The 14206-nt window shown below is 29.6% G+C and carries 19 protein-coding genes; 11 read left to right on the top strand and 8 right to left on the bottom strand.

Going from position 1 to position 14206, the window contains the following annotated elements; translation table 11 throughout:
• Window positions 1-35 precede the first annotated feature (35 nt).
• The 3 genes from PW5551_RS00625 to PW5551_RS10385 are packed head-to-tail and all read left to right on the top strand — an operon-like array spanning window position 36 to window position 2323.
• Window positions 36-1247 carry a hypothetical protein gene (locus PW5551_RS00625; protein WP_113073504.1) on the top strand — a complete coding sequence of 404 codons (1212 nt, stop codon included), beginning with the start codon at window positions 36-38 and terminating at the stop codon, window positions 1245-1247.
• A gap of 25 nt (window positions 1248-1272) precedes the next feature.
• Entirely contained in the window at window positions 1273-2163 is an 891-nt protein-coding gene (locus PW5551_RS00620; RefSeq protein WP_113073502.1) for a DUF5685 family protein, read from the top strand.
• On the top strand, window positions 2093-2323 hold the full coding sequence (locus tag PW5551_RS10385; RefSeq protein WP_113073500.1) for a hypothetical protein: 231 nt from the start codon (window positions 2093-2095) through the stop codon (window positions 2321-2323). Before PW5551_RS00620 ends, PW5551_RS10385 begins: the two co-directional genes overlap by 71 nt.
• A gap of 70 nt (window positions 2324-2393) precedes the next feature.
• Here the strand turns inward: PW5551_RS10385 and PW5551_RS10380 are convergent, their stop codons facing one another.
• Entirely contained in the window at window positions 2394-2594 is a 201-nt protein-coding gene (locus PW5551_RS10380) for a hypothetical protein (RefSeq protein WP_146738309.1), read from the bottom strand.
• 61 nt (window positions 2595-2655) lie between these two features.
• On the opposite strand from PW5551_RS10380, the gene PW5551_RS10375 reads away from it, so the two are divergent.
• The 5 genes from PW5551_RS10375 to PW5551_RS00595 all read left to right on the top strand — a co-directional run bounded on the left by PW5551_RS10375 (window position 2656) and on the right by PW5551_RS00595 (window position 6186).
• Complete coding sequence (locus tag PW5551_RS10375; protein WP_233488379.1) at window positions 2656-2814, top strand: hypothetical protein; 159 nt, start codon at window positions 2656-2658, stop codon at window positions 2812-2814.
• Between the two features lie 110 nt (window positions 2815-2924).
• Window positions 2925-3998 (top strand): KamA family radical SAM protein, encoded by a 1074-nt coding sequence (locus PW5551_RS00605; RefSeq protein WP_233488378.1) that lies wholly within the window; start codon window positions 2925-2927, stop codon window positions 3996-3998.
• A 25-nt stretch (window positions 3999-4023) separates the two neighbouring features.
• On the top strand, window positions 4024-4944 hold the full coding sequence (locus PW5551_RS00600) for a P1 family peptidase (RefSeq protein ID WP_370445884.1): 921 nt from the start codon (window positions 4024-4026) through the stop codon (window positions 4942-4944).
• Window positions 4945-5045: 101 nt separating this feature from the next.
• Window positions 5046-5258, top strand: coding sequence for a hypothetical protein (locus PW5551_RS10370; protein WP_146738308.1), 213 nt, complete (start codon window positions 5046-5048; stop codon window positions 5256-5258).
• The gene (locus PW5551_RS00595) at window positions 5251-6186 is read left to right on the top strand and encodes a diacylglycerol kinase family protein (protein WP_113073492.1); all 936 of its coding nucleotides are present in this window, start codon (window positions 5251-5253) and stop codon (window positions 6184-6186) included. The genes PW5551_RS10370 and PW5551_RS00595 overlap by 8 nt, the downstream gene beginning before the upstream one ends.
• Before the next feature lie 33 nt (window positions 6187-6219).
• Here the strand turns inward: PW5551_RS00595 and PW5551_RS00590 are convergent, their stop codons facing one another.
• Window positions 6220-6678: a ribonuclease H-like YkuK family protein gene (locus tag PW5551_RS00590; RefSeq protein WP_233488377.1), complete on the bottom strand. Its 459-nt coding sequence runs from the start codon at window positions 6676-6678 to the stop codon at window positions 6220-6222.
• 140 nt (window positions 6679-6818) lie between these two features.
• Between PW5551_RS00590 and PW5551_RS00585 the strand changes: the two genes are divergently transcribed.
• Genes PW5551_RS00585 through PW5551_RS00575 form a run of 3 tightly spaced genes read left to right on the top strand, consistent with a single transcriptional unit; the run spans window position 6819 to window position 9011 of the window.
• Window positions 6819-7673: a DMT family transporter gene (locus PW5551_RS00585; protein WP_233488376.1), complete on the top strand. Its 855-nt coding sequence runs from the start codon at window positions 6819-6821 to the stop codon at window positions 7671-7673.
• Between the two features lie 20 nt (window positions 7674-7693).
• The gene (ltaE, locus tag PW5551_RS00580; RefSeq protein WP_113073486.1) at window positions 7694-8737 is read left to right on the top strand and encodes a low-specificity L-threonine aldolase; all 1044 of its coding nucleotides are present in this window, start codon (window positions 7694-7696) and stop codon (window positions 8735-8737) included.
• 7 nt (window positions 8738-8744) lie between these two features.
• On the top strand, window positions 8745-9011 hold the full coding sequence (locus PW5551_RS00575; protein WP_113073484.1) for an EscU/YscU/HrcU family type III secretion system export apparatus switch protein: 267 nt from the start codon (window positions 8745-8747) through the stop codon (window positions 9009-9011).
• Here the strand turns inward: PW5551_RS00575 and ispE are convergent.
• From ispE to yvcK, 6 genes are read right to left on the bottom strand one after another with little or no spacing between them, the layout of a single operon-like run.
• On the bottom strand, window positions 9008-9772 hold the full coding sequence (ispE, locus tag PW5551_RS00570; protein ID WP_113073482.1) for a 4-(cytidine 5'-diphospho)-2-C-methyl-D-erythritol kinase: 765 nt from the start codon (window positions 9770-9772) through the stop codon (window positions 9008-9010). The genes PW5551_RS00575 and ispE overlap by 4 nt on opposite strands.
• Before the next feature lie 12 nt (window positions 9773-9784).
• Window positions 9785-11290: a lysine--tRNA ligase gene (gene lysS / locus PW5551_RS00565; RefSeq protein ID WP_113073480.1), complete on the bottom strand. Its 1506-nt coding sequence runs from the start codon at window positions 11288-11290 to the stop codon at window positions 9785-9787.
• 37 nt (window positions 11291-11327) lie between these two features.
• Entirely contained in the window at window positions 11328-11807 is a 480-nt protein-coding gene (gene greA / locus PW5551_RS00560; protein WP_113073478.1) for a transcription elongation factor GreA, read from the bottom strand.
• Between the two features lie 36 nt (window positions 11808-11843).
• Window positions 11844-12296, bottom strand: coding sequence for a transcriptional regulator NrdR (gene nrdR, locus PW5551_RS00555; protein ID WP_113073476.1), 453 nt, complete (start codon window positions 12294-12296; stop codon window positions 11844-11846).
• Window positions 12297-12346: 50 nt separating this feature from the next.
• Complete coding sequence (gene whiA / locus PW5551_RS00550) at window positions 12347-13264, bottom strand: DNA-binding protein WhiA (RefSeq protein WP_113073474.1); 918 nt, start codon at window positions 13262-13264, stop codon at window positions 12347-12349.
• Window positions 13252-14187 (bottom strand): gluconeogenesis factor YvcK family protein, encoded by a 936-nt coding sequence (gene yvcK / locus PW5551_RS00545; RefSeq protein ID WP_113073471.1) that lies wholly within the window; start codon window positions 14185-14187, stop codon window positions 13252-13254. The genes whiA and yvcK overlap by 13 nt, the downstream gene beginning before the upstream one ends.
• Between the last annotated feature and the right edge of the window lie 19 nt (window positions 14188-14206).

Genomic DNA, 14206 nt, shown 5'->3' with positions numbered 1-14206 from the left:
AATTGTTCTTTTTCACACTTTAAAAAGGAGACAATATGAGATATTTTTCCAAAAGCCCTGAAGAATGGGAAAAATATGATGAACTTAGGAAAAAAGAAAAAGAAACAAAAGAAAAACCCAAAAAGAGAATAATACGATGGACTTTTTATATCATCATTTTTTTATCTCTTTTAACAATAGTTTTTATTTTTATAGGTAGAGAAAATTCCAGATTAGATTTGCCTTATAATGTAGTTATAAAAGGAATAAACGTTTATTTGCAAGCAGAAGAGGATTATTATTATCCTAATGTTTTAGATATTAAGGTAATTTTACAAAATACAAATAATAAAGAAACTCATATTAAGATTGAAAATTTTTCTTTTTTAATAATTAATAAAGAAAATGCCGAAATAATATATAGCTTTGTTTTTCCTGATATTGTTGAAACTACGATAAACCCATTTCAAACTATTTTGATCTTTGATTTATTAAGAGAAAAAGAGATTAAAGCATTAAATCAAGGTGTTTATGAAGCTAGAGCAACTTTTACTATAAACGGTCAAAATATTAATCTTAACAAAAGTTTCAAATATAATCAAGATTTATTCTTAGATATTCAAAACAAAGAGATGTTTTACCTATCTGATGAGTTTCCAACTGTAGATATACTATTAATTAATAGAACTAATCAAATTTTTGAAAGTGAATTAAATGGAGAATTTATTATTACAAAGAGAGATGTTGAGATTTATTCACAAAGTTTTTCATATGGAAAGATGAGTATTAAGCCATTATCTTCTACCGTATTAAATTTCAAAATCGGCTATAATTTAAACCCAGGAACTTATTATTTAGTATTCAATTTTGATCCTTTAAACCAAAGTTATGTAACTACTATAAACATAGTGGATTCTATCGAACAAGATATTGAAGATCTTGATCTTATACTCTATGCTATTTCAACTGCAAATAGAGGCGATCAACTTATTTTTGAAGGTTTACTAAGAAACTCTAAGAAAAGAGAAAGAGCCTTTGAGATTTCTAAAATTGTATTCAAATTATTTCATGAAGATAAATTAATATATAATTATGAGAATACCGATATTATGAGGGTTTATATTCCAGAATTAGGGACTTCAAAAGTATTTGATATAGCTAACACAAAATCTATAGTTTTAGATAGATCTGGTAGATATAAAATCCAGTTTATAGTGGAATCACATGGTAATGTTTTCTCAAAAGATCATACGTTCGTTGTCTATTAAATTATATTGAACGAGGGTAATAATAATGTACGGATATATTTCTCTATATTTCAAACCTAACGAAGAAGAAAGAAATACTTATCTTTATTATTATTGTGGTTTATGTAATTCTTTAAAAGAAAATTTTGGGGAGATTCATAGATTAACGACTATAAAAGAGGTTGTATTCTTTTCGATTTTAAATAACCCTTTTGAACATCCTCAAGATATCAGATGTCCTTATGTTGGATTTAAAAAAAGAATAAAACCTTTAAATAATTCTTTTATGAAACCTTATTCATATTTAAATCTTTTAATTATTTATGGCAAACTATTAGATTACAAATTAGAAAAAAATAATGTTCCAAAACATATATTGATAAAATTTGAGAGAAAATTAGTAGACTATTTTAGTTCTGATTTTATTGATGCTTACCAAAATTTGATACAATTACAGCAAGAAATCGAAAATTATAAGTTAGATATAGATGACTATGCTAAACCCTCCGAAAAAATTATGGAGCTTTTATTTAAAAGGTTTTTTAAGCAAGAATATCCAGAAACGATGCCGATAGTTACTGCTTATTTAATCTATCTAATGGATAGTATTTATGACTTTAAAAAAGATATTAAAAGGGGAAAATTTAATGCTATATCTACATCTTTTAATACCAAAAAGATTGAAAATTTAAAAAACGATCAAAAAGAGAGATTGCTTTTTACTTATGATCTTTGTGCTAAGGAACTCATTGAAAATGTCGAAAGCATATCTCTTTATAATAAACACTTAGCTAAAAAACTTGCTACATTCTCTTTAATCTATCATAGGAATCAAATGAATAAAATATTAATTGGAGGACAAAAACATGGAAAGCCAGAAAACTATAGTAGAAAAAATAAAAAAGGGCGAATTCAAAAACCTATTTTCAAAATATAAAGAAGATGAAAATTTTAGAAAAAGGTTGGATACTTTCAGGGCAGGAAACTATAGTTATGGAAGAAGTGGATGTGGTAACTGTTTACAATGCTTGGGTGCCACTGTATGTTTAGACACTCTGTGTGAATGCGGTGGTGGAGATCTTTGTAACTGGTTTTGATTTTTATGAATTTTAGAATTAAAAATCCTACAATTAATACAGCTTTTTTAGTAATTTTCTTTTTCCTTCTTTACCTTGTTTCACGATATTTTAGAATAGCCCCCACTGTAATAAGTTTACTCCTGCCATTAGGAAATTTCTTTTTATCACAAAGGTATACTTTGGTTTTCTCATTATCTATATTTTTCTTAATATTTATTTCAGGTTTTATTATTGAAGCAATTGGGATTTTTTTACTCTTTTTTATTCCCATTATTTCATTTATAAACATAAACAAAAAAATTTTAAAGCATACTTTTATCACTTTATTTGCGGCAATAGATTTTTATATTATGTACATCTTTTTCGGAGAACTTCTTCCAGATATAGCAACTCAAAAATTGATTTTATCTATTATAATAATTGCTTATATCTTGTTTTCTAACATTTATGGTTATTTATTGAAAAAACTCAAAAATGAAATAGAAACATTATTTAGAAAATTTCTTTAATTAAAAGAAAGATATTTTTTAGATAGTAATTAGGAATAAAGTGCTAAAAAAGAAAGGAAGTGTTCATCTTGTATCCAGAGTATATAAATAAATTAGAGAAAATATCAAAAATGCCTAAAGAAGAACTAGAAAGATTAAAAAAAGTCGAAGAGAAATATAAATTTAGAGCTAATGAATATTATTTAAGCTTAATTAACTGGGAAGATAAAAACGATCCTATAAGAAGAATCATAATACCAAATATTGAAGAACTTGAAGAATGGGGATTTGAAGATGCCTCTAAAGAGCATTCATATACTATAAGTAAAGGTTTACAACATAAGTACAAAGATACCGCCTTATTATTAGTAAATGATGTTTGCGGTAGTTTTTGCCGTTTTTGTTTTAGAAAAAGATTATTCAAGGATATAGGAAAGGAAGTTGTTAGAACAAGAGAAATAGGAGAAGATATTGAGTATATAAAACAACATGAAGAAATAACAAATGTTCTGTTAACAGGTGGAGACCCTTTATTGCTATCCACAAAAAAACTGGAGTCAATTATTGAGTCCATTTATAAAATTGAACACGTAAAAATTATCAGAATCGGCAGCAAGATCCCTGCCTTTAATCCATACAGAATTCTTAACGATGTTTCTTTTGTTGAAATGATAAAAAAGTACAATAAAAACGGGAAAAAATTGTATTTTATTGTTCAATTCAATCATCCAAATGAAATAACTTCTGAAGCAGTGAAAGGAATTAACCTCCTATTAAATTCTGGCTCCATTCTTGCGAACCAAACACCACTTCTTCATAAAATAAATGATGATCCAAAAATATTAAGTCAATTGTTTAAAAAACTTTCTTTTATAGGTGTTCCACCTTATTATGTGTTTCAAAATAGACCTGTTATGGGAAATAAAGGTTTCGTTGTACCTCTTGAAAAAGGTTACTCAATCTTCTTACAAGCTCTTGAAACTATTTCAGGACTTGCAAAAAGGCCTAGATTTGTAATGTCTCATGAAACTGGAAAAATAGAGGTTTCAGCAATGACGAAAGACAATATTATTTTTAGATATCATAGATCACATAATCCAGAAAATTATAGAAAATTTTTTGTTTTCAAAAGAAATCCCGAAGCTTATTGGTTTGATGATTATAAAGAACCTGTTGAAATTTTTAATTATAGTGAAGTAAATTAATTCCTAAATATTGTATTGAAAGGAAATGATAAATGTGAATAAAACGATAACTGCAGTTCCAGGAATAAAAGTTGGGCATTATACGGATAATCAATCCCTAACGGGATGCACTGTGATTTTATACGAGGAAGGAGCGGTTGGAGGAGTTGATGTTAGAGGATCAGCTCCAGGAACAAGAGAAACTGACTTGCTTAGGCCAATCAATCTTGTTCAAAAAGTACACGCAGTTTTATTAACTGGCGGAAGTGCATTTGGTCTTGATGCCGCAAGTGGTGTTATGCAGTATCTTGAAGAAAACAAAGTTGGATTTCAAACCAATTCTATTAAAGTTCCTATCGTTCCTGCTGCAGTTATATACGATCTTGATATAGGAGACCCCTTAAAAAGACCTGATAAAAACTCAGGTTATTTAGCTGCAAAAAATGCTTCTTCTGACCCTGTTGAGGAAGGTTCTATTGGTGTTGGAACAGGAGCTTTGGTTGGGAAAGCTTTGGGAAGTCAATATGCTATGAAAGGTGGCGTAGGAAGTTATTCTATAGAATTAGAAAAAGGCATAGTTGTTGGTGCAATTACAGTAGTAAATTCCACAGGAGATGTTTATGAAAATGGAAAAATTATAGCTGGTGCACTAGATAAAAATAAAAACTTCATAAACATTTATGAATATATGAAAAAATTCGCAGTCAATGCGAATGCTGGCGAAAATACTACTTTATCAGTAGTTGCTACAAACGCTATACTAACCAAAGAAGAAGCCAACAAGGTTGCTCAAATAGCACACGATGGTATGGCTAGAGCAATAAAACCTGTTCATACTATGTACGATGGAGACGTTGTATTTTGCTTATCAACAGGAGAAATTGAAAGTAATGTAACTATAATTGGAGAATTAGCTGCTGAAGCTGTCGAAAAATCTATTATTAGAGCTGTGAAAAACCTTAACTGATGTCCTTTTAAACTATTGCGGTGTTAACTTCAGTAAATAATTGAACTCAATACTCCAATTTTTAATAAATACAAGGTTTCATACTGTAATCATAAGTCGATTTGGAGGAAGACAGTTTTAAGACCCCTGATGATTGTCATAACTGTGAATGGTTCAATTTATGTAGAAATGGTTGTAAAAGATATAGATATAAAGAAGAAAAGTATTATTTTTGTAAAGTCGACAAAGAATTCTTTGAATATTCTTTTATAAGAATAAGAGGGGTTACTGATAATTTAAAAGAAAACCATTTGAGGAGACAATCTTATGAATAGGGATAGAGTATTATTTGTAATCAATCCACAAGCAGGAGGGGGTAAAACAAGAAAAATCTGGTCTGAAAAAATTTATCCTCTGATAAAATCCAGTAAAATTCCCTTTGACTACTCTTTTACAAAAAAACCCTATGATGGATTTTATTTATCAATGAATGGAATTAAGGAAGGATATAAAAAAATATTATCCGTAGGAGGAGATGGAACGGTTAATGAAATAGTTAACGCTATTATGAAACAAAATTTTGTCGATACAACAGAAATCGCTGTTACAGCCATAGGAACAGGTTCAGGCAACGATTGGAGAAAAACCGTTGGCATTCCAGAAAATTTAGAAGATATTATTAAATTGTTAGAAAATGAAAATTTTATCCTTCAAGATGTAGGGTTAGTTACATATACACAAAAGAAGAGTGAGAAAATTAGATACTTTATAAATGTTGCGGGAATGGGATTCGATGCAGAAGTTACATATAAAGCAAATAAAAGTAAAAAAAGATTTTTTGGTAAACTTTCTTATTCTCTTATATTATTTTTAACTTTATTTTCTTTTAAAGACCCATATATACAGATTAGAGTAAATGATAAAATAGTATACGAAGGAGCGTTATTAACTTTAAACGTTGGAATAGGTAAATATAGTGGTGGAGGAATGATGTTTACCCCCAATGCAATTTATGATGACGGACTATTTGACATAACTGCCGTGGACAAGATATCTTTTTTTTCAATAATAAAGAATTTAAAAAAAATATATGATGGTTCTTTTATAAATCACAAGGCCGTTAAAACTTTCATAGGAAAAACCGTAGAAATAGAATCGAGAGATAAATTATATTTAGAAGTGGATGGGGAATCTTTAGGACATTCTCCCTTGCACTTTGAGATATTACCTAAAAAACTCAAAGTAATATCAGTGAAGAAATAACTTTTTATCAAATTATGTGAAAGTATATGCAGTTCATTTGGTGTATAAATGGGCTATACTGGTTGCAGCAAAAGATTCAGGTTTTATTTTATAGTCATACCCTAAACCTTTTACGTATCCAGTGATTGTATTAAAAACTTCTTTTGATTTCCCATTTAAACCAATATCAAGATGGACTTCTGGTTTTTTAAAATTCAAATAATTTTCTAAGAATTCTGCTACCTTTAAACTCAATTCAGCCTCTTTTATGAGCCGAGAAAACATATCATAATGTTTTTGTTCGTATTTAATATTATAAAAATAGGTTCCACCATTTCCTATCCTATAAATTACAATAGCTGTCGCAAATAAAACATGACTGTTTTTTGCGTGACTGTCTGTCCCCACTAATATTTTATACTTTTTATTTTCAGCAAACACGTTTATTAATTCTTTTAAATCATTTGATTCAACGACTCCAAAAGTGGGACTTTTTAATTTGAAGACTATCAACCTCCTCATGAATAAATGATCAAACTTTTTCTTAAATCAATTATACTACAAAAAATTATGGTTGGTTTAGATTTTATTAAATTTTGTCAAATTTGATTTGGTATAATAGATTATTATAAATCGATAGTGGAGGAATTTGGGTGTTTAAGGCTTTCTCTTCTCTTTTATTAATAACAATTGTATGGGGATCTACTTTTCCTTTACACAAAGCTGTTTTGACTGATATCCAAACTTTACCTTATTTATTTATTAGATTTTCTATCGCAACAATTTTATCTTTTGTTATTTGGAGAAAACATTCAGTCAAATATGGAGCAATTCTGGGTGTTGTTTTAGGGTTTGCTCATTTGTTACAAACTTATGGAATAAACTTTACCGATGCATCTAAAAGCGGGTTTATTACCTCTTTATATATACCTTTTACTCCTCTAATTTCTTTTTTAATAGAGAAAGAAAAACCAAATCTTGTACAATGGTTGTGCTTTCCTTTGTCTCTTTTAGGATCATATATGCTTTTTGGAGGCCTTTCTGGATTTAACTTTGGAGATTTTTTAACTTTTATAGGAGCAGTTCTTTTTGCTCTTCATATAGTTTTGATTACTAAATTTTCCAGAAAAAATGAAGAAAGTTCCCTACTTGCTTTTCAGTTTTTGATTGCTTCAATCATTTATTTACCATTATCCTTTAATGCAAACTGGAATTTAGGTTATCCTATATGGATTACAGCTTTATATACCTCAATATTTGCAACCATTTTAGTAACTTTTTTACAATTAAAATATCAAAAGATAGTTGGTTCAAATTCAACTGTATTAATATTTATTGGTGAGCCAGTGTTCGCCTCTTTATTTTCTTTTGTTTTTTTGGGTGAGAGTTTTTCCACTTTACAAATATTAGGAGCTATAATTATGATAACGGTAATAATATTAACTTCATTCTCCTACGTCATTAATAGATACATAAAAAATAAAGTATTAAAAACAAATATTCCTTAGAGAAAGGGAAGGTGTTCTTATTGAGATTCATAGATGTAAGAAGCGATACAGTTACACAACCTACTCAAGAAATGAGAGAAGCAATTTATAAAGCAGAGGTTGGAGATGACGTTTATGATGAAGATCCAACTATAAAAAAATTAGAAGATTATGCAGCTAAAGTCGTTGGAAAAGAAGATGCTCTTTTTGTTCCAAGCGGAACTTTTGGCAATCAGTTATCTATTTTCACGCATTGTGAAAGAGGCAGCGAAGTTATACTAGATGATAACTGTCACATAGTAGTTCATGAAGTTGGAGCAGCAGCAGTAATTGCAGGGGTACAACTTAGAACTGTAAACAGCAACCAAGGAGTTATGTCGCCAATGGAAATTAAACAAAAAATCAGAAGTGGTGAAGATGATCTGCACTATCCATCCACTGGTTTAATATGTCTTGAAAATGCTCATTCAAACGGTAAAGTGATCCCTCTTGAGAATATGAAAGAAATATATTATATTGCTCATGAAAAAAGTATTCCTGTGCATTTAGACGGAGCAAGAGTCTTCAATGCCGCTACATATTTAAAAGTAGATCCAAAAGAAATAACTCAATACTGTGATTCAGTTATGTTTTGCCTTTCCAAAGGCCTTTGTGCCCCTGTAGGTTCTATGGTTGCAGGAAGCAAAGAGTTTATAGAAAAAGCAAAGAAAAAAAGAAAATTGATGGGTGGTGGACTTAGACAAGCAGGATTTTTGGCAGCAGCTGGATTAGTTGCTTTAGAAAAGATGAGTTTTCGCTTAAAGGAAGATCATGAAAATGCAAGATATTTGGGAGAAAAGTTATCACAAATACCTGAAATATTTGTTAATTTAGAAGATATTCATATAAATATGGTATTTTTTAAAATCAACGAAAAAATTGACACCCAAGATATTGAGCAATTCTTTTTGAAAAAAGGTATCAAAATAAATCCTTCTGAAAACGGGGAATTTAGATTTGTTACCAATTATTGGGTAAGTAGAAAAGATGTGGATTATATAGTAGAGACCATGAAAGAATATTTAGAGAAAAAATTAAAGAAGTGATAAAAAAATGTCAGATTCAAAAAAGGCAGTAGCTTTAAGGTATAAAAAAGGTGTTGATGAAGCTCCAAAAGTAGTTGCTAAAGGAATAAACTTAGTTGCTAAACAGATTTTGGAGATAGCTGAAAAAGAACATATTCCAGTAATAAAAAACGAAGAGGCCGTTGAAGAGTTCTATGGATTAGACTTAGATGAAAATATACCACCTGAGCTGTATGAAATAGCTGCCGAAATTATTGCTTTTGTTTATAAACTTGACAAAAAGATTACTGATTAACACACCCTAAAAATAGTGCTACCTGATCCAGACATCATGGCAATAATAGTTTTTCCATCTTTTTCAAGTGTTTCTTTTTTTTGTTTAATTTGGGGATATTCATCAAAAACAACTTGTTCAAATATATTAAATGCATTCTTTTTTATCATAAAAATGTCCTTATTTTTCAAGGCAGTGTATAGTTTATAAGGATCTCCTTGGTGTACTAAGTATTCCCAATTTTTATCTATTTTTTGATACATTTTCTTAGTATCTATACTTATTCCCATAGTAAATAGTTCTATATTCAATTTTAAAGGAGGCAAAAATTCTAATATTTCCCCTTTACCTCTTCCTATTGCTGTTCCACCTTTTAAAAGGAAAGGTACATCGCTCCCTATTTTTTCAGCAATTTCAAATAAATCAACTTCAGATACATTAAAATGTTGAGAGAGGAAGTTTAATACCGCAGCAGCATCTGCACTTCCTCCCCCTATTCCTCCACCTATTGGTAGATTTTTTATTAATTTAATTTTAAGATTAAAATCTATGATTCCAGTCTCTTTTTTAAAAGTATCTATCGTTTTTTTTATAATATTCTTATTCCATGAGATTTGTAACTCGGGTTCTGATTCAAATATTTCTTTTTCAGAAAATTCTAAATAAATTTCATCATAATCAGGGATAGATTGAAAGAGGGTTAATATTTCATGGTAATTATCTTCTCTTTTTGCTAAAACATCCAAATAAAGATTAACCTTTCCAAAAGCTTTGATAAACATATTTTACCTCTTTTACTCTTCATCTTCTTCTTTTAACATAGCTTCTTCATCTTCAAAAGATATCGGCTTTACTATTGGAAAGGGGATAATATCTCTAATAGTTTGTGTATTAGTTAAAATCATACATACTCTGTCGATTCCTATTCCTAAGCCACCAGTTGGCGGAAGTCCATATTCTAAGGATCTTATGAAATCAAGATCCATCATCTGAGCTTCTTCATCACCTAATTCCTTTAATTCCATCTGTTTTTTAAATCTTTCAAATTGATCTTGGGGATCGTTTAATTCAGAAAATGCATTAGCTAACTCGCTTCCTTTTACAATTAGCTCAAACCTTTCTGTCAATCTGGGATCGCTTTTCTTTCTTTTAGCAAGCGGAGATAACTCAATAGGATAATCGATTACAAAAGTAGGTTGAACAATTTTATCTTCAACCAAATCCCATATTTTATCCAAATAATGGTATCTATCTTCTATTTCAACTTCTTCATTTCTCTCTTTTAGAAATTGTTTCAAATCTTCATCTGATGCTTCAACAATATCGATTCCTAAGTTTTCTTGTATAAATTCTCTCATTTTTATTCTTTTAAAGGGAGGCGTAAAATCAATCTCTTCACCTTGATATACAACTTGTGCCTTACCGTGGACTTTTTTTGTTATTTCGTATAAAAGATTTTCTGTCAATTCCATCATATCGTTGTAATCAGCAAATGCTTGGTATAATTCTATGCTTGTAAATTCAGGGTTGTGTTTGTTAGAAACCCCTTCATTTCTAAATATTTTTCCTATTTCATATACCTTTTCCATTCCACCAACAACTAATCTTTTTAAATGAAGCTCTGTAGCTATTCTTAAATACATGTCAATGTCATAAACATTCAAATGGGTAATAAAGGGTCTTGCATTAGCACCCCCCATGACGTTTTGAAGTACGGGTGTCTCAACTTCCAAGAAACCTTTGCTGTTTAAATAATCTCTTATATATTTGATTATTAAAAAACGTGTTCTTAAGGTATTAATAACGTTGTCATTGGCAATCATGTCTACATACCTTTGCCTGTATCTAACTTCCTTATCTTTTAAACCATGCCATTTTTCTGGAAGGGGTCTAACCGCCTTTGAAAGGAGCTCTAAGTCTAAAACTAAGAGCGTTAATTCACCTGTTCTAGTTTTAAAGGGATAGGCTTTTACTCCAAGCCAATCTCCTAAATCCACATATTCTTTAAAAAATTCATAACTTTCTTGCCCGACCTGATCTAATCTAACGTAAGCTTGTATTCGCCCAAAATCGTCTTTTAAATCTATAAAAGTGGATTTTCCATGTTTCCGTACATTCATTATTCTTCCCGCAAAATTAAATACTTCTTCTGGTAGTTGCTGCCCCGCTTCTACTTTATTGTCATAAATTTCTTTAATTTTTTGGGAAGAATAATCTTTTTGGAATTTATACTTATAAGCTTCATATCCTTTTTCTTTCATTTGCTTAATTTGATTTAGTCTAATATTTCGTAGATCCATACTGCTCCTCCTACTTTGAAAATTTTTTTATTTTTCTTCAACTGATTTCTTTAATTTCAATTTTTTTGGTACTTCCTCTTGCTGTTTTTATATTAATAGCTTCACCTATCCTTCTTCCCAAAAGTGCTTTGCCTATAGGAGAATCTATACTAATCTTTTTTTCTTCTACATTTGCCTCTTGCGGAGTTACCAACATAAACTCTTGTTCTCTATTTAATCTATAATCTTTTATTTTTACTTTTTTCCCCAGACTTACTGTAGTATTATCGTGATTCCCATCATCTTCTATAACTTCTGCATTATCCAATATATAATCAATTTCTTTTATTCTAGAATCTATCATTCCTTGTTCGTTTTTTGCTTCTTCATATTCGCTATTTTCAGAAAGATCTCCTAACTCTCTTGCTTCCTTTATCCTTTCCGCAATTTCACCCATCAACTTTTTCTTTAATTCTTCTCTTTCCCTTTTTAACTTCTCATAACCTTCTTTTGTTAATTTATAAACTTGCTCAGCCACTTTTAATTCTCTCCTCCCATTAATGGGACGTATTAATCAATTTTTTTTTAGTTCTTTAATTGCTGATAGAAAACTTTCTAAATCTCTAAACTCTTTGTAAACAGAAGCAAATCTAACATATGCAACTTGGTCTACTAATTTTAATTGTTCCATGACTTTGTCTCCGATTTCAGAAGAAGCAATCTCACTTTTACCACTTTTTCTTATTTTTTCTTCTATATTATCTATAATTTCTTCTATCTGTTCATTAGTAACAGGTCTTTTTTCACACGCCTTCATTACACCGTTTAATATCTTTTTTCTATCATAAAGTTCTCTTCTGCCATCTTTTTTTATTATTCTTATATTATTTTGTTCATATCTTTCATATGTAGTAAAACGACCTTGACATTTTAAACATTCTCTTCTTCGTCTAATGGAAGTATTGTTCCCAACAGGTCTTGAATCAAGAACTTTGGTTTCTTCGTACCCACAATAAGGGCATTTCATACGCACCCACCACCCTCTTTTAAAAACTTAACTTCTAAAATTTTCTTGAGTTAATTACCTTCTAGAGATCCTGCAATCTTCGATAACTTTTTTAATTTATTATATAAGGTTGATTTTTTCATATAAAGCGATTCTGCCATGGAATTTATACTTGCATCTTCGTTTTCCAACCTAAATTCAGCTATTCTTCTCAAATCATGTGGAAGGCTTTCAAGTCCAATCTTATCTTTTATGGTTTGTATATCGTTAATTTGCTTTATAGAACTTCTTGCCGTTTTTTCTGAGTTTGCAGAAATTAAATTTATCGTTCTAGTAACATTACTTCGCAAATCTCTAATTTCAATTAAATTGCTTAATTCTTTTACTTTGTCTTTAGCATTTAATATCTCTAGAATGTTTAGTATATCTTCTCTGGATTTTATATAAACTTTAGATCCTTTGTTTCTATTAACAAATCTAGCAGGTACACCTAACAATTCATTAAAAGTTTTAATAAATTCCTCTCTAAAATGGTTGGAAATTGACAAATTAAATTCTAAATGATATGATTCTTTAACTGAAATAGACCCACATGATAAAAATAAACCTTTAATAAAGGATCCAAAAATCAATGGATCCTTTTTTAATATAGCGGGGAATTTATTCTTATTTAATTCAAAACCATAAGGATTTAAACGTTCTTTCATAATTTGATAATCAATATATATCGTGCCCGTTCCACCCAAGTTCAATCTTCTTTCGTTAGCAATTTTAACCTCTAAATTATTACCAAACAAACTTTTGCATAATTTATATACTCGTTTAAAACTGTTTAAAGAAGTAATGGTAATTTTTATAGAGTTTTTTTCTGTATGAGCTATTTCCCCTCTACCAACAAAAAAACCGTACAATTCCGCCTCGGGAGAATTATATTCTGTATTAACTAAAGACAGTTTCAAATTTTCAGAAAAACTATTTAACACTCGCATTTCATAATCATCTCTGATGTCTTTTTAGGATCGTGTCTAACCTTTGGTTCTTCATCGTCAATGAGGTAAACTAGATCTTCTTGTAATACTCTTTCATCATCTTCCATATCTAATAATACTGGCTCAGATCCCATTTTATAATACCTTTCAATAATGTCAGGTGTAAATTTTGATTTATTAGCTATAATATAATCCATTTTTTCTCCCAAATAATTTTCGAGTTCAGACACATGATCTTTTAAAGTGTATTTAGTTGTCTCACCTGGTTGAGTCATAATATTTGAGATGTATATTTTTTTTGCCTTACTTTGATTAACGGCGTTTCTAATTCCATCAACTAAAATGTTTGGGATTATACTTGTGTACAAACTCCCAGGACCAAATACTATAATATCTGCATTTTGAATCGCAAGAATACTTTCCTCAAAAGCTTCAGAATTCCCATCTAACCAAACTTTCTTTATTTTTTTATTCTTAGAAACAATAGCAGTTTCTCCAAATACAATTTCTCCATCATCAAATTGTGCGACTAGTTTTATAGAATCTAAAGAAGAAGGATAAACTCTCCCCTTTATTTTTAAAGCGTCTGATAATGTTTTTATTGCTAATGGCAAATTGTTACCATTAATCCGAATTAATCCTAGCAGAATTATGTTACCAAGATTATGATTTTTCAAGAATCCTTCATTAAATCTATATTGAAGCAATTTTGTCATAAGAGTTTCTTTCTCTGCTAGAGCTAATATATTATTTCTTAAATCACCTGGAGGTAATATATTAAAATCTTCTCTTATTATTCCAGAACTACCTCCATCATCCGTTACTGTAACTACAGAAACAATGTCTATATCTTTATACCATTTTAATCCTCTTAATATTTGACTTAATCCCGTTCCACCACCAATTGTTACTATATTTTTCATAATTCCTTTTCACCCACAT

The organism is Petrotoga sp. 9PW.55.5.1 (genome assembly GCF_003265365.1).
Classification (GTDB): domain Bacteria; phylum Thermotogota; class Thermotogae; order Petrotogales; family Petrotogaceae; genus Petrotoga.
Note: the sequence above shows the minus strand (reverse complement) of the source record. Positions and strands in the feature narration are given on the sequence as shown.